At 68.0% G+C, this 17,698-nt stretch carries 16 protein-coding genes; 8 read left to right on the forward strand and 8 right to left on the reverse strand.

Features of this window, described 5'->3' with window-relative positions; all coding sequences use genetic code 11:
* Positions 1–1,288: 1,288 nt before the first annotated feature.
* Positions 1,289–1,741 carry a polymorphic toxin type 5 domain-containing protein gene (locus tag CITRI_RS19980; RefSeq protein WP_141565880.1) on the forward strand — a complete coding sequence of 151 codons (453 nt, stop codon included), beginning with the start codon at positions 1,289–1,291 and terminating at the stop codon, positions 1,739–1,741.
* A 50-nt stretch (positions 1,742–1,791) separates the two neighbouring features.
* Complete coding sequence (locus CITRI_RS20540; RefSeq protein WP_157998888.1) at positions 1,792–2,535, forward strand: hypothetical protein; 744 nt, start codon at positions 1,792–1,794, stop codon at positions 2,533–2,535.
* Between the two features lie 26 nt (positions 2,536–2,561).
* Here CITRI_RS20540 and CITRI_RS0100900 read toward each other — a convergent pair whose 3' ends face one another.
* Both CITRI_RS0100900 and CITRI_RS0100905 read right to left on the reverse strand, forming a co-directional pair.
* Positions 2,562–2,744: a hypothetical protein gene (locus CITRI_RS0100900; RefSeq protein ID WP_010142657.1), complete on the reverse strand. Its 183-nt coding sequence runs from the start codon at positions 2,742–2,744 to the stop codon at positions 2,562–2,564.
* Between the two features lie 19 nt (positions 2,745–2,763).
* A protein-coding gene (locus CITRI_RS0100905; protein WP_141565881.1) for an IS3 family transposase occupies positions 2,764–3,956 on the reverse strand; the annotation gives its coding sequence in 2 pieces (ribosomal slippage) (positions 2,764–3,669 and positions 3,672–3,956; 1,191 coding nt in all).
* A gap of 536 nt (positions 3,957–4,492) precedes the next feature.
* On the opposite strand from CITRI_RS0100905, the gene CITRI_RS19235 reads away from it, so the two are divergent.
* Positions 4,493–4,945 carry a hypothetical protein gene (locus CITRI_RS19235; RefSeq protein WP_141565882.1) on the forward strand — a complete coding sequence of 151 codons (453 nt, stop codon included), beginning with the start codon at positions 4,493–4,495 and terminating at the stop codon, positions 4,943–4,945.
* A 575-nt stretch (positions 4,946–5,520) separates the two neighbouring features.
* Positions 5,521–5,982 carry a hypothetical protein gene (locus CITRI_RS19240; protein WP_141565883.1) on the forward strand — a complete coding sequence of 154 codons (462 nt, stop codon included), beginning with the start codon at positions 5,521–5,523 and terminating at the stop codon, positions 5,980–5,982.
* 525 nt (positions 5,983–6,507) lie between these two features.
* On the opposite strand, the gene CITRI_RS0100915 is transcribed toward CITRI_RS19240, so the two are convergent.
* The 5 genes from CITRI_RS0100915 to CITRI_RS0100935 all read right to left on the reverse strand — a co-directional run bounded on the left by CITRI_RS0100915 (position 6,508) and on the right by CITRI_RS0100935 (position 10,265).
* The gene (locus tag CITRI_RS0100915; RefSeq protein WP_083843172.1) at positions 6,508–6,987 is read right to left on the reverse strand and encodes a hypothetical protein; all 480 of its coding nucleotides are present in this window, start codon (positions 6,985–6,987) and stop codon (positions 6,508–6,510) included.
* A 169-nt stretch (positions 6,988–7,156) separates the two neighbouring features.
* Positions 7,157–7,822 (reverse strand): hypothetical protein, encoded by a 666-nt coding sequence (locus CITRI_RS0100920; RefSeq protein ID WP_010142661.1) that lies wholly within the window; start codon positions 7,820–7,822, stop codon positions 7,157–7,159.
* Between the two features lie 693 nt (positions 7,823–8,515).
* Positions 8,516–9,121 carry a DNA-3-methyladenine glycosylase I gene (locus CITRI_RS0100925; protein WP_010142662.1) on the reverse strand — a complete coding sequence of 202 codons (606 nt, stop codon included), beginning with the start codon at positions 9,119–9,121 and terminating at the stop codon, positions 8,516–8,518.
* Complete coding sequence (locus CITRI_RS0100930; protein ID WP_050813536.1) at positions 9,118–9,741, reverse strand: methylated-DNA--[protein]-cysteine S-methyltransferase; 624 nt, start codon at positions 9,739–9,741, stop codon at positions 9,118–9,120. Before CITRI_RS0100930 ends, CITRI_RS0100925 begins: the two co-directional genes overlap by 4 nt.
* A gap of 47 nt (positions 9,742–9,788) precedes the next feature.
* On the reverse strand, positions 9,789–10,265 hold the full coding sequence (locus CITRI_RS0100935) for a sigma-70 family RNA polymerase sigma factor (protein WP_141565884.1): 477 nt from the start codon (positions 10,263–10,265) through the stop codon (positions 9,789–9,791).
* Positions 10,266–10,353: 88 nt separating this feature from the next.
* On the opposite strand from CITRI_RS0100935, the gene CITRI_RS0100940 reads away from it, so the two are divergent.
* Positions 10,354–11,430: a biotin/lipoate A/B protein ligase family protein gene (locus CITRI_RS0100940; protein ID WP_010142665.1), complete on the forward strand. Its 1,077-nt coding sequence runs from the start codon at positions 10,354–10,356 to the stop codon at positions 11,428–11,430.
* Positions 11,431–11,442: 12 nt separating this feature from the next.
* Here the strand turns inward: CITRI_RS0100940 and pepN are convergent, their stop codons facing one another.
* On the reverse strand, positions 11,443–14,214 hold the full coding sequence (pepN, locus tag CITRI_RS0100945) for an aminopeptidase N (protein WP_010142666.1): 2,772 nt from the start codon (positions 14,212–14,214) through the stop codon (positions 11,443–11,445).
* Positions 14,215–14,309: 95 nt separating this feature from the next.
* Between pepN and CITRI_RS15725 the strand changes: the two genes are divergently transcribed.
* Genes CITRI_RS15725 through CITRI_RS0100960 form a run of 3 tightly spaced genes read left to right on the forward strand, consistent with a single transcriptional unit; the run spans position 14,310 to position 17,667 of the window.
* Positions 14,310–15,905, forward strand: a complete 1,596-nt coding sequence (locus CITRI_RS15725) for a circularly permuted type 2 ATP-grasp protein (protein ID WP_083843180.1) — start codon at positions 14,310–14,312, stop codon at positions 15,903–15,905.
* Positions 15,899–16,822: an alpha-E domain-containing protein gene (locus CITRI_RS0100955; protein ID WP_010142668.1), complete on the forward strand. Its 924-nt coding sequence runs from the start codon at positions 15,899–15,901 to the stop codon at positions 16,820–16,822. The genes CITRI_RS15725 and CITRI_RS0100955 overlap by 7 nt, the downstream gene beginning before the upstream one ends.
* On the forward strand, positions 16,819–17,667 hold the full coding sequence (locus CITRI_RS0100960) for a transglutaminase family protein (RefSeq protein ID WP_010142670.1): 849 nt from the start codon (positions 16,819–16,821) through the stop codon (positions 17,665–17,667). The genes CITRI_RS0100955 and CITRI_RS0100960 overlap by 4 nt, the downstream gene beginning before the upstream one ends.
* Positions 17,668–17,698: the final 31 nt, after the last annotated feature.

Genomic DNA, 17,698 nt, shown 5'->3' on the forward strand with positions numbered 1-17,698 from the left:
GCACTGCGGCTTCCGAGGCAACCGGCGCGGCAGCCACAACTATGACCCGCACCGGCGCACAAGCCGCCGAGGATGCCATCTTCGCGAGGACTGACCTTGAAAGTGACGAGGAGATCCTCCGTCGGCTCCCGGTCGACACTCTCGCGGGGATCAACTCGGAGGCTGTGCCGGACGGCGTCAGCGAGGCGGGTCTGACCGGTCAGATGCGCACCGAGGTGGAAGCGGAAGGAAGCACAGTTGGGGGTCTGGCAGCCCTCCTGGGTGATGCTTGGCGGTGGTTGATGGACGCGAGCGGACGGCTGGGGGCCCTGCTTGCCGCCGAGCTCCTCAAGTTCCTAGCCTTGTCCGACTATGCGATCGGGCGTAAGACCGGCTGGCTTGCGGGGATGATTTTGCTCGAGGCGCTTATTGCGTACTTCACTGCCGGGGGGTACACGGTGCTCAAACAGGGCGCCTCCCTCGGCCGCCGGCTGCTCGCCTATTTGCTGCGGTTCCTCGATGTCGGTGGGGAGATCCTCGGGGTGCTCGGGCGCGCGCTGGCCCCCCTGAAGGGAATCGTCATGCGCGGCTTCAGGGCCGTGAGGAACTTCCTCGGCCGCTTCGCCTTCATCAGGAACCTGTTCAGGCGGCTCGAGGAGCTCGCGTGGCGTATCTTCCGCTTCGGGGATGACGCCGCGGTTCGGGCGCCGGCCGGCGCGGGCATGACAATTCCGGCTCCTCGGACCAAAATGCCCGGGCGCAGCCCGCCGGCGCCGCACACTTCCGGGGTTCCCGGAGCAGTCCCTACGCCTAGAACGACGCCGGACCTCGGCCCGACATCCGCACGGGTCGGCGCCGAATCAACCGAAGCCGCTGGCGCGCGAGCCGCTCGAGAGGCGATGGACGTGGTGCCCGCGCACCGCGGGGGTGACGTCGCCCAGGAGGTCGGCGAGGGGTCCCTCCGGGCCGTGGACGAGCCCGGGGTGCCCAGGGCGGGGGACAAGGCCGCAAAGTCGTCACAGTTGCTCGAGGCCGAACTCGCCGCGCGCATGATCGTCCGGGCCAACGACGTCGTGGACACACCCGTGCCGATCGTGCTCGGTCAACTCATGACACTTAAACGGAAGTACCGCTGGATCGACACGTTCGAAGCCGGGGCGCGGGGCGCGGGGCGCTATGACTTCGTGATGGTCGCCAGTAACCACCCCATCGGGCCGTACACCATCCAGGGGAAGGGCCCAGCGAAGCCACCCCCCCGACGTTTGAAGAGGCGCGGGATGCCCTCAACAAGGCCCTCGCACGACCCGCTGTGCTCGCGGACAGTCTGGGCCCTATCGGCACTGCGGGCAAAAGGCGCACCCTGCGCCGTAGGCTCATTAAGGAGCTCAAGGAAAACACTAGTCACCCGCTTTCTTTCCTCCTTTACAATGGCAAACTTCGGCCGTCGACTAGCCATGGCATCACCCAAGAGGTGTGGCTGGAAATGCCCGAAATTGTCGAAGCAGGACATGCCATAAGCGCCAAGTCACTAACGGGGGCGAAGAAGGGAACCGACCGGTTCATGGTCATGAGCGCTCACCATAACCGACTGATTAGCTCCACCATCGAGCACCCAGGGAAGAAGGGCGCTTGGATGGAAGCGCCGTACGCTATCGAGATCGGTGGCGTCCCGGTGGATCCCCAGACCGCGATTGATTGGGTGCTCAAAGAACTGCTGCCAGTAGACGTACTGGCCGCAGCGAGGCCGGTGATCTACCAATAGGTCGAGGTCCAGAACGAACAGGACGCATCAACGCCAAAGAGGATAAGTCAATGCCAATTGATCCAGCACGCTGTGTCATCGGGGTCTTCGGAAGCAACTCACCGAGCGACCCCGAGTTGTATGCCGTCAAGCTGCTTGGCAAACAAATCAGGATAGCGGGGGCCGTTCTGCTGACCGGAGGTGACCTGCCAGTGGGTGAACCAGTGACCGTAAAGGACGCAGCCATCTGGGGGACAACATGTGAGGCCTTGCCAGAAGAGCCACCTGCGTCCTGGATCGGCGTGGCTAACAAGAGTCAGGCGGCAGAACCGCAGTGGCGAGGGGAAAGCTCCGTGGTGGTGACGCCGGGGTGGCGTCACCGGCGGAATTTCGTCGAGGCCTGTCTGTGCGATGCGGCCATCGCTGTCGGAATCACGAGCAAGGGGACGGCTTCCGAGGCGCTATTCAGCCTTTATCTGAACCGTCCCTTACTGGTTGTCGGCGACATACCGAAGGACGAGAGGAACATTTGGAGGCTCTACCCGCGTGCGAGTCAACGGGTGCATCCACCAAACCATCCGGATATGGCGATTGAGCGCGGCATCCTTGACGCCTACGCCTGGGCTCAGGATAGAGAGGCCTTGCTTGACGTGCGCCCCTTGCCCAATGACGCCGCGTCTGCCGGCGCTTTGGTGAACGAACTTCTGGCTCGAGCAACTCATAACGCGTCTCGCCGCAACTTTGACAGACTGGTCGACGAGAGAGGCTGGGACCATTTCGTCGCTAGCTCCCTCCGTGCCGCGGGGCGTCCGTAGGTCCCGGGGTGCGCTCGCCCGCGGGGTTAGTGGGTGTGGGTGGTGGCGATTTCGATTTTCTCGAGGAGGGACAGCGCGGGTGCTCCGGGGTGTCCGTAGACGTACTGGGCGGTGGTGAGCGCCTGGCGAATGGTGGCAGCCGGGCGGGGGGAGCCGTGGATGTTGGCGAACCACAGCAGGTGTTCGACCAGCGTAAGGGACTGCTGCACCGATAGGTGACAGGGTGGGTCAGGCTGCCTGAGCGGCAGCTGTGGTCATGATGGTCTCGTATTCGATGGGGGTCAATCGGCCCAGGGCTGCTTGCCGGCGGCGGCGGTGGTAGGTCCGCTCGATCCAGGTGATGATCGCGAGCCTCAGTTCCTGGCGGGTGGCCCAGGGACGGCGGTCCAGGACGTTCTTCTGCAGGAGCGCGAAGAAGCTCTCCATCGCGGCGTTGTCCCCGGCCGCGCCGACCCGGCCCATGGACCCGACCATGGCGTGGCGGTGCAGGGCGCGCACGAATTTCCGGGACCGAAATTGAGACCCCCGGTCCGTGTGGACCACGCAGCCGGCCACGTCACCACGGCGGGCGACGGCGTTGTTGAGCGCCGCGACCGCGAGCCGGGACTTCATCCGGTCGCTGATGGAGTAACCCACGATCCGGTTGGAGTACACGTCCTTGATCGCGCACAGGTAGAGCTTGCCCTGACCGGTGCGGTGTTCGGTGATGTCGGACAGCCACAGCTCGTTCGGGGCCTCGGCGGTGAACCGGTGACGGGTCACGCCGTGCTCGTCGAGGTAGGCGCACCGGTCGTCGTGGACCGGCGGACCGGGCTTGGTGCCGTTCTTGCCGCGCTTCTTGCCGAACGCGCTCCACCAGCCGTTGGTCGAGCAGATCCGCCAGGCGGTGCGCTCGGCCATCGACTCACCGGAGTCGCGGGCCTCCTCCACCAGGTACCGGTACCCGAACTCCCGGTCGTCGGTGTGGGCGTCGAACAGGGCGTTGGCCCGGTAGGCCTCGGCGAGTTCGGCGCTGGTGACCGGGGTGGCGAGCCAGCGGTAGTAGGGCTGGCGGGAGAGCTTGAGGACCCGACACGTCACCGCGACGGCCACCCCGCCTGCGGCGAGCTCCTTCACGAGCGGGTAGAGCCTTTTGACGGCAGGTTCGCTTGCGACAGGTAGGCCGCGGCCCGGCGCAGCACCTCGTTCTCCTGCTCCAGCAGCCGGATGCGCTTCTTGGCCTCCCGGAGCTCGGCGTTATCGGCGGCGGTCCTGCCGGGCTTCGAGCCGTCCTCAACGTCGGCCTGGCGCATCCAGTTGCGCAGGCAGGATTCGGCGATGCCGAAGTCCGCGGCGATCTGCTTGATGGTCTGGCCGGGTTCACGGTCGCGGGCGACGTTCACGACGTCGTCGCGGAACTCCTGCGGATGGGGCTTGGGCACGGTGTACATCCTTCCAGCAACGCCTCACGGCGTCACAGATCAGATGTCACCTATCCGTGCAGCAGTCCCTAATGCGTTCGGTGGCGCGTTCCTCGCTGGGGTCGTTGAGAGAGTCTCCGGACAAGCCGGGGCGGTTCACCGTGAGGTTGACCGATTAGTTTTTTGCGGGTCAGAAAAGTTTGAGTACGGCGCCGACCATGCGCTGCCGCGTAACGAGACTTACTGGACTGACCGGCCCGACCCTTGTCAACGACTCGGACCAGCAGTCCGCAGTGTCCTTCCAGCGGACCTAGCCCCCGCCGTCCAGCGCCAGAGCCCCGCCGAAGCAGCTGCAGGCTCAGGGCAGCGACTACAGCTCTAACCGACAGCTCAGTCGCCACCGATTGCATATCTGGTCCCCTGGAGGCGAGGATTGCTCTCGCTGTTCGGGGCGCAGCATGGCCTCTAGCCAACTTTCCTGTTGCCACCATGTTGAGCAGACGCCCTGCAACAGCAGGGGTGCCTTCATTCCGGATCGAGGACAGATCAGGTGCGTCATGGAAAAAGATGAGCAGGCTTACAGTGAATGGCCGATCTACAATGGCCGCCAAAAGTTCGAGCATGAGTTAATCGATCGAAAGATTTCCTGGTTTCTCACGACCCAAGGCATTTTGTTTGCCGCGTATGGGATCACCCTCGATGACTCAGTGAATTTTGGCCACGCTCGCGACTTTCGTACGGTTGTCGCGTCCATAGGGTTGGCGCTGAGCGTTGCGACTGTTGTCGGCGTGGCTGCGGTAATCAACTCTAAACGGCGTTCTTTTCTTGCCTACAGAGACTTCTGCAAAAAGCAGAGAATCGTTCCCTTAGAGGCCCATGGTGGATCGGAGGCCCAGTGGGGCGTGAGCACTCCCAATACCTGGGTGACCCTGATACCTGACGTTGCCACCCCGGTGTTGTTCATTGTTGGATGGTTAGTGGTGCTTTTAATCAACCTAAACAGCCGGTGATTTCTCGGTAGATGTCTTCGACGGCGAGCCGGGTGGTACTGGCGGCGAGGATCTTCTCGGCAGCCGGTCGCACGAGACGGGCCTGGGCGCAAACCTCAGGGCTGCCGGTGATGGAAGTAATAGAGGTGATACCTGCAAAACGGGTGTGCATCGCTCTCCCTTTCGGCGGGGGCCGGTCTGCCTGGTGCAGTCCAGCTAGTATGCCTAACACTACACATGTAAACACACGTGTGCAAGTGTTGGGAAGGATGTAACGGAGAGCGCCCCTTCAAGGGGCAGTGGCGCGCAAGTGTTCGGCGATGCGGGGTCCCCTAATTTCTTGGTTCTGGGCCTTCCACTGATAGGGCCTCTCCTGCTGACCTCGAAACCAGGCGGGCCGGTTATTGATGCTCCGATTCGCTGTGTGGACTTGTTGCTAGTTCGAATTGGCGGCGGACCCGCCTAGAGACCCGCACTGCGGGGCTTAGAGCATGGACTCCTTCAACCTCTGAGTGGATGAAGCACGCATGGATCCTATCGGTTCCATGAGTTCATCGGCTCATGGAAGCCATCGCTGGCCAGAGAGGGATGAGTCCGTGGCGGCTGAGGATGCAAGAACCGAGGCATCAACGGATGAGAGGCTGCGTCGCCTCGAGCAGTACCTGCAGCACGACCAGATGACTCGAGCGGTTCAGGAACCCATTTCGCTGTCAGTGTTGGAGCCGAAGATGCTGGCCGTGGCGGAGCGGATTGCTCAGGCCAAGGAGATTGACCGCATTGCGTCGCGCTGGACTACAGTCCCCGGCGTACTCGGGGTTTCGATCACCCTGAGCGGGGTGGCCTTACTTATCTACGCTTTTGTGGGCTCCGATGAGCGGTTCACGACAACGGTCTGGGCAGGAACTGTTTTGATTGTTGTAGGTGCGCTCTCCACATGGGGATCTGGGCTGTTGGCAAAACTAACTGAAGCCCCCAATAAGGGAGAGGGCGGAAACCCTGAGCCTTGGCCGAGTTGTGTCTCGAAGGCATCAGTTCCAAACGGACTAGGACAGCGATGATCCCCGGAATTTCGGAGCCAGTGCTGATCGCAGTGATTGCCGTGACTGGCGTTTTGGCAGGAGCTGTCAGCGCATTTGTAGGGCACCTTCTGCAAGCCAGGACGGCTCGGGCCAATCGAGCGTGGACGGCAGTGTGGCCGAAAAAGGCAGAAGCCTATGAGGAGCTGCTGAGGTGGAGCAAGAGACAGAGCAAAAAAGACGGACATTGAGATCTGGGCGCTTGCGGAAGCTTACGGCTCAAACGAGGTGCGCGAAGCAATCGAAACGTACAACAGCGAGAGACATGCAGGGAAGGACCCGGAAACGTCCGGCAAGAACCTTCGAAAGAGGCTAGGTGCTGCAATCCGTAAGGATCTGAAGACGAATGTAGAAATTCGATAGATATAGGCTTTCACTACTGATCGAGAGATATGCCACCGGTAGGAAGGTCCTCGACATAAGGATTCGCGAGCGCCCTTTCACGGAGAATGGACGCTCAGAGCACCTCGGCAGGCCGGGGAGCCCCTCCGGGGTGCTTGGAGAGTTCTAGGGGCGGTTGTGGGACCAGGTGTGGTCTCGGTTGCCCGCCCACCTGCAGATGTCGTCACGGTCGATGATCTTGGACAGCAGGATGGCCAGCGGATAGGTGGGGTCGCACCGGTCGAGGGGTGGCAGCTCGCCCGGGTCGTGTAGCGAGTAGCTGTATTGGGGGTGGCGGTAGTCGTTCACCTGCCCCTCGGTGACCTCGAGGACCAGGGGCACCTGCAACCCGGCGCGCTGCAGGTTAGTTTCCACGGCCGCCAGCAGGTCGGCGTAGGGGTGCGGATCGGCGCGGGGGGCATCGTGGTAGAGCATGACTATTGCGCCGGTGAAACGGCCGTCACGGGCCAGAGCGCGGGTCATCTTCTCGGCGTAGTCCTCCACCTCGACCAGCGCGCCAGCAGAGTCCACGTTGGCCAGGGAAGCGCTGAGGTCTGCGCGCAAGGTGGCTCCCACGTTCGGCCCTTCCAGGCTCTGCAACACCAGTGAGTTGGTCGGGGCGGAAACCTAGCGTGTGCGTGAGGTAAGCGTCGAGGTCGGTCGGGGTGTGCAGGGTGATCGTGTCGGTGTGCATGGGGGTGGCTCCTAGGAAAGTTCAGGGGGCAGGGGGGCGGCCCTGCGGTGTCCGCAGGGCCGCCCGGGAAGGGGGAGGGGATCAGATGCGCTCGGCGGTGAGCCAGTGGTGGAGTTTGTTCTCGGTGCCTGTCCCGTAGGTGTTGTCGAAGTGCACGTTCATGATGCGGCCGGTTGCCCAGTCCCCGAGCGACCAGATGATGCCCGCGTTGGGGTTGTCCGGATCGGCATTGGTGATGACCATGGGATCGGCCTTGCGGTCGTTCAGGGTGACCAGCTTGGACGGCATGGCCAGGAACTTCGGGTTCATGCCCAGCGGACCGCCCGCGTCCAGCCGCTCGGTGGGAAGGGTGGAGAACGACTTGAGGTTCGGGAACTCCACGTCAGCGTGGTTGTTCTGGAAAGTGCTCCCTCGGGAGTCATCGAACATCACGGTCAGGGTCTGCTCGGTGGCCTCCAAAGACACCTGCCCGTTGCGCTGTGCCTTCAGCAGGGGCAGCAGAGCCTTGGCGTCATCCGCCGCCAGCAGCGCGCGCTCGCCCAGCCGCTCCTCGGTGGCCTCCGGGGTGGCCTGACGGGCCAGCGCTCGCACGATGCTGTACCGGTCGGCGGACTCAGCGATCAGACCGGCAGTGGTCTGGAAAAGGTTGATCTGACACAGCGCCGGAGCCCACTTATCGGACAGCTTGGCCACCTCGTTGGCGGCGTACAGAGCCCGCTGCAGCTCCTTGGCGGTAACAGTGATCATTGTGTCCCTTTCGGTGGGGGCCGGTTCGCCTAAGTGCGGTCCGGCGGTGGTCGGCCGGGGGTGTCCAGCTGATGTCTTCGACTCGACATGTATAACTACACGTGTGCAACTAGATGTGCTTACGAGGATGGAGGGGGCCGGGGGCCACGGGTGTTACCGGCAGTGTCTCTTTTACAGGTATTACCGGTGGTGCCGGTGGGGGCACCTATTAGGGGGTATTGGCCCCGTCTCGGGGCCTATGGGGGCGTTTTGAGGGGGTCTGGGGCTATTTCCGGCCGAGGGGCTGGAGGGTGTCTTATCGGGGGTCGGCTACCGGCCCGGCCCGATCCTGGGGGCGCCCGCCCCAGGGGCCGGCGCCACTCACCGAGGGGGGCCGACAGGGGAGCGCGCCCGCCCCGCCACCCCCTCGACCCCGACCGCCGCCCGCCCGGCTGAGCGCCCCGCGCCCGTCAGGGCTGCTCGTGCCCAACCCCGCCCCGTACGGCCCGTAAGGGTGCAGCGCACGGCACCACACCAGCGCGCGACAGCGCGCAAGGCCGCGCCAGCGGCCGCTCCGAGGCGGCGCGCCAGCGCCGTACCTCGCTGCCCCCGATCAGGCCCGCGGCGCAATATTCGAGCCCCTCCGGGGGGCGATCGTGCAAGGTCATCACGGCCGAGTGGTGTTCGCGCGCGGCGGGCCTGCAAATGCAGGCATCACGTCCACACTCCGGATGATCCCCGGCTGTGCGAGCCCAGCAGGTGGGTGTCGATGATCCCGATGGCCTCCATGAGGGCGAACATCGTGGTCGGTCCCACGAACCGGAAACCCCGCGCCCGCAGTGCCCTGGACAGCGCCACGGACTCCGGGGACGTGCTGGGGACCTCCGCCGGGGTCCGCGGCTCGGGGGTCCGCTCCGGCTGGAACGACCAGACGAAGGCGGCGAGCCCGCCGTCGGCGCGCATCTGCAACGTGGCGCTGGCGTTGCCGATCGTCGCCAGGATCTTGGCCCGGTTGCGGATGATCCCCGCATCGGCCAGGAGCCGGTCCACCTCGGCCTCCCCGAAGCCAGCCACCTGTTCCGGGTCGAAGTCCGCGAAGGCCCGCCGGAACGCGGGCCGCTTGGCCAGCACCGTCCGCCAGGAGAGCCCGGACTGGAAGGCCTCCAGGGACAATCGCTCGAACACGCCGTGCTCGTCCCTGACGGGCAGGCCCCACTCCGTGTCGTAGTACTCGCGCAGCAGGGGGTCGGTGGCGGCCCACGGTGGGCGGGCGAGACCGTCCTCCCCGACGACGAGGGCATCCGGCAGCGGCTCGCTCACGCGGCGACCGCCCGGCCCTCGAGGCCCAGCAGCGTCTCCTTGGCCTCGAGCCCGCCCAGGTAGCCGCCCAGGCCGCCGTCCGAGCGCAGCACCCGGTGGCAGGGGACCACGACCGGCAGCGGGTTGGTGGCGCAGGCGGTGCCCACGGCCCGGACGGCGCCGGGCCGATCGAGGAGTTCGGCGACCTGACGGTAGGACATGGTCCGCCCGTAGCCGATGTCCGGCAGGCGCTGCTGCACGGCGCGACGGAAGCCGTGGGACAGGGCGAAGTCCAGGGGCACCCCGAACTGCCGCCTGTGGCCGGCGAAATACTCCTCCAGTTCGGCCGCCGCCGCGTCCAGCTTCCAGGGAGCGTGCAGGATCCGGGGCCCGAGCCGCTGGGCCAGCCCGGACAGGACCTCGTCGAAGCCCTCCCGCTCGAAGGCGACCCGGACCAGGCCCCGCTCGGTGGCGGCCAGCAGGAGCCGGCCCACGGGGCTCTCGAGGATCCGGTAGGCGACCTCCAGCAGGGCCTCGTCCTCCGCCCGGTGGGCCAGCCTCCCGGCCAGTCCGGCCAGCTCGGCCTCGGACACCGAGAACGCCGGCACGCTCCCGGGGCCCAGGGGTGATGGTGTCGTCATGACGTGGTCTTCATCGTGTCTCGTCTCGTCGTGTCTCGTCTGGCTGCTCAACCGTCATAGCGGTCCCGCAGGGTCCTGAGCCCGTCGGCCGCCGCCCGGCGGACGGCCTCGGGGGTGCTGCCGATCAGCTCGGCCGTCTCGGTATGCCTCAGGCCTCCGAGGTAGTGGTACGCGATGGCCAGTCGCTGACGTTCGGGCAGGGCGGCGACGGCCGTCCACACGGCCGCGTGCCCGTCCGCATCACTCGCCGGTGCCACCACGGTGTCCGGCAGCTCCTCCACCGGCACGGGCTGGCGTTGCCGGGCGCGCAGCACGTCGACCGCCTTCCGGCCGGCCACCCGCACCAACCAGGCCTCCAGGTTCGCCACGGCCTCCAGGTCCGGCCAGGACCGCAGGGCCGCCAGGAAGGTCTCCTGCCAGGCGTCGTCCGCGTCCGGACCCGGTCCCAGCACGGCGCGGCAGACCCGCAGCACGGTGGCACCGTGCGTGCGGACGGCCAGGTCGAAGGGCGGCATCATCGTCATCACACCGTAGTCGGCGCCGGGAGGGAAAACGTGAGGTCCGGCCCCCGGCCAGACGTACATCGTGGCCAGGGGTTCATAGTATGGAGGGATGAGCGATCACCATAGTGAATTCAAGGTGCCCGGCGGCAAGCTGGTCATCGCCGACCTCACCGTCTCGGACGGTTCCGCCCCCGGGGCGGGGACCATCACGAGCGCGAGCATCAACGGTGACTTCTTCCTGGAACCGGACGAGGCCCTGGAACACATCAACCGGTCGCTGGTCGGCCTGTCCCAGGAGGCACCCCACGGGACCATCGCCGAGGCGGTGGACGCCGCCGTCGGGCCCGGGACGGTCATGTTCGGCTTCGACGCGCACGCCGTGGCCACCGCGGTGCGCCGGGCCCTGGGCCATGCCACCACCTGGGAGGACCACGAGTGGGAGGTCCTGGCCCCCCAGCCCCTGCCCATCACCACCCAGGTCGCCCTGGACCAGGTCCTCGCCGAGGACGTGTCCGCCGGACGGCGCCGGCCCGCGCTGCGGTTGTGGCAGTGGACGGAGCCGGCCGTGGTCATCGGGTCCTTCCAGTCGCTGGCCAACGAGGTGGACCCGGACGGGGTCCACCGGCACGGGATCTCCGTGGTGCGCCGCATCTCCGGGGGCGGGGCCATGTTCATGGAGGCCGACAACTGCGTCACCTACTCGCTGTACCTGCCGCAGTCCCTCGTGGACGGTATGAGCTTCGCCGACTCCTACCCCTTCCTGGACGCGTGGGTGATGGAGGCACTGCGCCGCACGGGCGTTGAGGCGTTCTACCAGCCGCTCAACGACATCGCCACGCCACAGGGCAAGATCGGCGGTGCCGCGCAGAAGCGGTTGTCCGGCGGGGGGCTGTTGCACCACGTCACCATGAGCTACGACATCGACGCGGACAAGATGACCGACGTGCTGCGCATCGGCCAGGAGAAGCTCCGGGACAAGGGCATCCGCTCGGCGAAGAAGCGGGTCGACCCGTTGCGCCGGCAGACCGGGCTGACCCGGGCCGAGATCTGGGAGGTCATGATGGACACCTTCGCGGAGCGCCACGGTGCCCTCCGCAGCACCCTGACCGAGGACGAGATCAGCCGCGCCGAACAGCTCGCCGCCGGCAAGTTCGCCACCCCGGAATGGACCGCCCGGGTCCCCTGACGCCGGCCCCGGTCACCGCCCGGCGGCCTGGGCCCGCAGGGAACGGACCAGGTCGTCGGTGCGCTCGATGACGATCCGCCGCAGCGCCCTCGGCGCCTCGGGGTGCTCCGCCAGCCACGAGCGCGCCGCCGCGACCACGGGGTGGGCGTCCTGGGCGTCGGGACCACCGGGCAGGGCGTCCTGGGCCGCGGGGAAGAGCCCCCCGATGGTCCGTGAGGCCAGCCCGTTGGACCGGCCGGCCCAGATGCCCGTCAGCTCGGGCCAGTACCGGGGGGTGAACGGCGCGGCGAGGTCCGGGCGGGACGCCGTGAACCCGGCGGCGACGGCCGACAGGTGATCGTTGGAGAGCACGCGGCCGTCGGCCGTCCGCCCCATGATGACCGCGGTCCAGGCCTCCTCGCGCACCCGTGCCTCCGGCACGGCGGCCGAGGCCGTCCGGTGCCACACGGCCGTCTGCGCGGTCACCTCCGCGGCCAGCGACCGGTCCAGGCGGTCCTGGTCCGCCCGGCCCAGCGCCGCCAGGGCCTGCAGGGCCGCCCAGCGCATCTCGGCGTCCACCTCCAGTCCGGGCGCGACGGCGGCGCGCCCGCCCTCCGCCGTGCCGTCACCGGCAGTGCGCGCACCCCCGGGCCAGCCGGCCAGCACCGATTCCAGGACCGTGACGACATCGTGCACGGCATCATGGTCCGCGTCCTCGGCATCGCCGGCATCGGCCGCACCGCGCGCGAGCAGGGCGAACACCCGCATCGCTGCCCGCTGGCGGTCGCTGCCCGCCCCGACGCTCCCGGACCCGCTCAGCGCCTCGCGCAGGGCGGCACCGAACCGCACCCGCAGCCCCGTCCTCACCCCGGCCGGGGCGTATCGGCGAATGGCCGTCTCCGCCTGCCCGAGGACCTGGGAGTACAGGCCGACGTCCTCGAGGTGACCGGAGAGCCGGCAGCAGGCCCCCACGAAATCCGCGGCCGGCAGCAGCCCGTCGCGCGTCATGTTCCACAGCGCCGCCCACACGGTCGCCGCGGCGAGGCTGTCCGTCACCGGGTGCTCGAGCACCGCCGCCACCGAGGCGGGGTCCAGCCGGATCTTCGCGTAGGTGAGGTCCTCGTCGTTCGGCAGCACCAGCCGCACGGCCCCCACACCCTCACCGCCGGCCGCCTCGTGACCCGCCACCGCGCCCCCGGCCGCGATGTGCGCCCCGGTGGCACCGGAAGCCACCTCCACGTCGGTGACGGCCGTGCGCACCAACCGGCCCCCGCCGTCGGGGACATAGCTGCCCACCCTGAGCACGTGCGGGCGCAGGACCTGCCGCCCCGTGGCCGGATCCGTGCCGCGCTGGCACAGCACCGGGGAGTCCCCGTCCCGGACCCACAGCTCCGGGACGCCCGCGGTCTGCAGCCACTGCACCGGCCAGTCGGCGAGGTCCCGGCCGGAGACCTCCTCGAGCACCGCCAGGAAGTCCTGCAGCGCCGCATTGCCCCAGGCATGCCGGGCGAAGTACTCCCGGGAGGCCGCCATGAACGCCTCGCGCCCCACGAACGCCACCAGCTGCTTGAGCACCGAGGCGCCCTTGGCGTAGGTGATCCCGTCGAAGTTCTGCCGGGCGGCCTCGAGGTCGGCGATGTCCGCGACGATCGGGTGGGTGGTGGGGTACTGGTCCTGGACGTAGGCCCACCCCTTGCGCCGGTGCGCGAAGGTGGTCCAGGCGTCCGTGAACTCCGTGGCCTCGGCCACGGCCAGCGTCCCCATGTAGTCCGCGAACGACTCCTTCAGCCACAGGTCGTCCCACCACCGCATGGTGACCAGGTCACCGAACCACATGTGGGCCATCTCGTGCATGATCGTGGTGGCCCGGCCCTCGTACTGGGCCCGCGTGGCGCGTGAGGTGAACACGTAGTCCTCGGTGAGGGTGACCAGCCCCGGGTTCTCCATCGCCCCGAGGTTGTACTCGGGGACGAAGGCCTGGCCGTACCTGCCCCAGGGGTAGGGCACCCGGAACAGGTCGTGGAAGAAGTCCAGGCCGGCCCGGGTGGTGCCGAAGACCCGTTCCGCGTCCATCGCCTCGGCCATCGAGCGCCGGCAGTACAGGCTCAGCGGCACCTCGGGCGCCCCGGACCCCGGGTGGCCCTCCCAGTGGTCCTCCCAGACCGCGTACGGTCCCGCCAGCAGCGTGGTGATGTACGTCGACATCGGCGGCGTGGGGGAGAAGTCCACCGTCACCAGGCCGTCACCCGCATCCCGACGCGCGGCCTCGGGCTGGTTCGAGGCCAGCACCCAGTCCGCCGGCCCCGTCAGGTGGAACGTGAACCGTCCCTTCAGGTCCGGCTGCTCGAACGTGGCGAACACCCGGCGGGCGTCCGCCGGCTCGTACTGGGTGTACAGGTAGGTCCGGCCGTCCGAGGGGTCCACGAAGCGGTGCAGGCCCTCACCCGAGGTGGAGTAGAGCGCCGTGCCCACCACGGTCACCTCGTTGCTCCCGGCCAGGTCCGGCAGCAGGATCCGGGACCGCCCACAGACCTGCGCCGTGTCCAGGCGGCGGCCGTTGAGCACCACGGACTCGACCCCGTCATGGATGAAGTCCAGGAAGGTGGACGACCCCGGGGCCGCGCAGGAGAAGGACAGCGTCGTCCTCGTGCGGAAGCCGGTGGCCTGCGCATCCAGCGCGGTGCCGAGGTCCACGTGCACGTCATAGTCGTGGACGGTGACCACCGCCGAGCGCTCGCGGGCCTCCTCGCGAGTCAGGTTCGTGCGGTCCAGGAAGGCCATCTCGTCTGTGCGCGTGGTCACCATGAAGGTATTCAACCACCGTTTCAGGTTTTCCGCCGTGGACCGGCACCCGCGCGAAATGTCCCGTTGCAGTGCCGGGCCGTGGAATGCTGGTGGTCATGTCAGACCTGTTTGCCGCATACGCCGAGGCGCTGGAGCGCGGCGACGCGTGGGACGAGATGTTCGCCCCGGGATTCACGCTGCGCCAGGACTACCGTCCCGTGCAGCGTGCCCTGGACGAGCTCTCGCTCGATGACGTCACCGCCCGGGCGGACTCGATGGCCCGGACCTTCCTGGACCGCGGCGTCACCTTCGACTACGCGGGCGAGGAGCGGGCCTGGCCCCTGGACATCGTCCCCCGGGTCATCCCCGCGGACGACTGGGAGGTCCTGGAGCGGGGCGTGGCCCAGCGCGTGCGGGTGCTGGAGGCCTTCCTGGACGACGTCTACTCCACGATGTCAGTGGTGCGGGACGGGGTGGTGCCCCGGTCGCTGATCACCACCAGCGCCCACTTCCACCGCGCCGTCCACGGCTTCCGCCCCGCCGGTGGGGTGCGCGTGCACGTCTCCGGCATCGACGTGGTGCGCGACGCCGAGGGGACCTTCCGCGTCCTCGAGGACAACGTCCGGGTGCCCTCGGGCGTCTCCTACGTGCTGGAGAACCGGCGGGCGATGTCCAAGGGCCTGCCCGAGGCCATCGGGTCCGTCAACGTCCGTCCCGTTGAGGAGTATCCCCGTCGCCTGCTGGCCGCGCTGCGCACGTCGGCGCCGTCGGAGATCGAGGACCCGGTCGTCGTGGTGCTCACCCCGGGGGTCTACAACTCCGCCTACTTCGAGCACACCCTGCTGGCCGGGATGATGGGCGTCGAACTGGTCGAGGGGCGGGACCTGGTCACCCGGGCCAACAAGGTCTACATGCGCACCACCGACGGCGAGCGGCGCGTGGACGTGATCTACAAGCGGATCGACGACGACTTCCTGGACCCCCTGCACTTCCGTTCCGACTCCGTCCTCGGGGTCCCGGGGATCGTCAACGCCGCCCGGGCCGGCAACGTCACCATCGCCAACGCGGTGGGCAACGGCGTGGCCGACGACAAGCTCGTCTACACCTACATGCCGGACCTGACCCGCTACTACCTGGGCGAGGATCCCATCGTCCCCAACGTGGACACGTTCCGCCTCGAGGAGCCCCAGGCCCGCGAGGAGGTCATGGACCGCCTGGACGAGCTCGTGGTCAAGCCGGTCGACGGGTCCGGTGGCAAGGGCCTCGTCATCGGCCCCGACGCCTCGCCGGCCGAGCTCGAGGAACTGCGCCGCAAGGTCCTCGCCGAACCCCGCGGCTGGATCGCCCAGCCGGTGCTGCAGCTGTCCACGGTGCCGACCCTGGCCGGGGGCCGCTTCGCTCCCCGGCACGTGGACCTGCGGCCCTTCGCCATCAACGACGGACACGACGTCTGGGTCCTGCCCGGCGGGCTGACCCGCGTGGCGCTGAAGGAGGGGTCGCTGATCGTGAACTCCTCCCAGGGCGGCGGGTCCAAGGACACCTGGGTGATGGCCCGCACCGGTGCGGAGGCGCGCCCCGCGGCCCACCGGGAACCCGAACCACAGGTGCACGTGGTCGGCGACGACTGGCCCGAGGAGCAGTCACAGAGTCCCCTGGACGAGATCGGACTGCTGCCTGAGCAGCAGCAACAACAGGGAGGGGCATCATGCTGAGCCGCATCGCCGAGTCACTGTTCTGGATCGGCCGCTACGTGGAGCGCGCCGACGGCACCGCCCGCATCCTCGACGTGCACCTGGAGCGGCTCAACGGGGCGAGCGCCCAGGAGCAGGAGACCGTCACCCGGGAGCTGCTGACCATCATGGGCGTCCCGCAGCCGGAGGAGTACACGCTGGGCTCGCTGCTCAACACGCTGGCCTACACCCGGGCCAGCACGCACTCCGTCGCCGGTTCCCTGGGCGCGGCCCGGGAGAACGCCCGGCGGGCGCGCGAGACCGTCTCGTCCTCCCTCTGGGAGGCGCTCAACACCACGTGGTACGGCCTCGGCCAGCACCGCCGGGACATGGTGGGCACCTATCGGTTCTGCCACTGGGTGCTGGAGCGCACCGCCATGATCCGCGGTCTCGCCGACTCCACCATGAGCCATGACGAGGCCTGGCTCTTCCTGGAACTGGGCCGCTCGCTGGAGCGGGCCGATATGACCGCCCGCATGCTCGCCACCCGCGAGTCCGAGGCCCTCGGCCTGTCCTGGGTCAACATGCTGCGGTGCGCGGGGGCCTACGAGTCCTTCCTGCGCACCCAGCGGGCCACCGTGGGCGAGGAGCACGCCGGTGAGTTCCTGCTGCTGGACCGGCTCTTCCCCCGCTCCGTGCTGCGCGCGCTGCAGGACGCCGAGGAGTGCCTGATGGCCCTGGACCCGTCCTACCAGCGCGTGGGCTTCATGGATGACGCCCGGCGGATCGTGGGGGAGATGCGCTCCACGCTGGAGTACTCGACCCCGGACCAGTTGGCCGCCTCGCTGCCGATCTTCCTGCACCAGGTCCAGCTCTCCTGCGCCCGGGCCTCCGAAGCCATCACCAACAAGTACTTTTCCCGGGGTCAGGAACTGTCCTGGGTGGGAGAGGTCTCATGAGCCGCCTGCACATCACGCACCGGACCAACTACGCGTACAACAGCCCGGCCACGACCTCGTACAACGAGGCCCGGATGACCCCGGTGACGGACGCCCAGCAGATCACCCTGGAGTCCTCGATCACCATCACCCCCCGGCAGGCGGTGGCCACCACCTACCGCGACTACTGGGGCACCCGGGTGACCTCGTTCGACGTCCACGTCCCCCACGACACCCTCGAGGTCCTCGCCTCCGCCACGGTGGAGGTACACCGCGCCGATCCGCTCGTGCCGGACGAGGACCTGGCGGACTGGGACCGGATGGAGTCGACGGAGACGGTGCACGAGTTCTCCGACTTCCTGCCGCAGACGCGGTTGTCCGATCCAGGCGACGACGCGCGGGAGCGGGCCCGCGCCCTGCGCGCCCCGCGGCCGCACCAGAGTGCCCGCAACGTGCTGGAATGGCTCGACGGGGCCATGTCCTACCAGCCGGGTGTCACCGCCGTGACCTCCGGGGCCGAGGATGCCCTGGCCACCGGAAAGGGCGTGTGCCAGGACCTGGCGCACATCGGGATCGGCATGATGCGCGCCCTTGGCATCCCCGCTCGCTACGTCTCGGGGTACATCCACCCGAAGCCCTCGGTGCCCCTGGGCACCGAGGTGGCCGGACAGTCCCACGCCTGGCTGGAATGGTGGGACGGCGCCTGGCACACGTGGGACCCGACCAACACCAAGCCGGCCGGTGACCTCCACGTGCTCGTGGGGCGCGGCCGGGACTACCGCGACGTCACCCCACTGAAGGGGATCGTGTCCGGGGGGCAGGGCTCCCGCCTCTCCGTCGAGGTCCTCATGCGTCAGGTGGCCTGATCCCGCTACAGGACAACCCTGGCCCTTTGTG

It is taken from the genome of Citricoccus sp. CH26A, from assembly GCF_000224415.1.
Taxonomy (GTDB): Bacteria; Actinomycetota; Actinomycetes; order Actinomycetales; family Micrococcaceae; genus Citricoccus.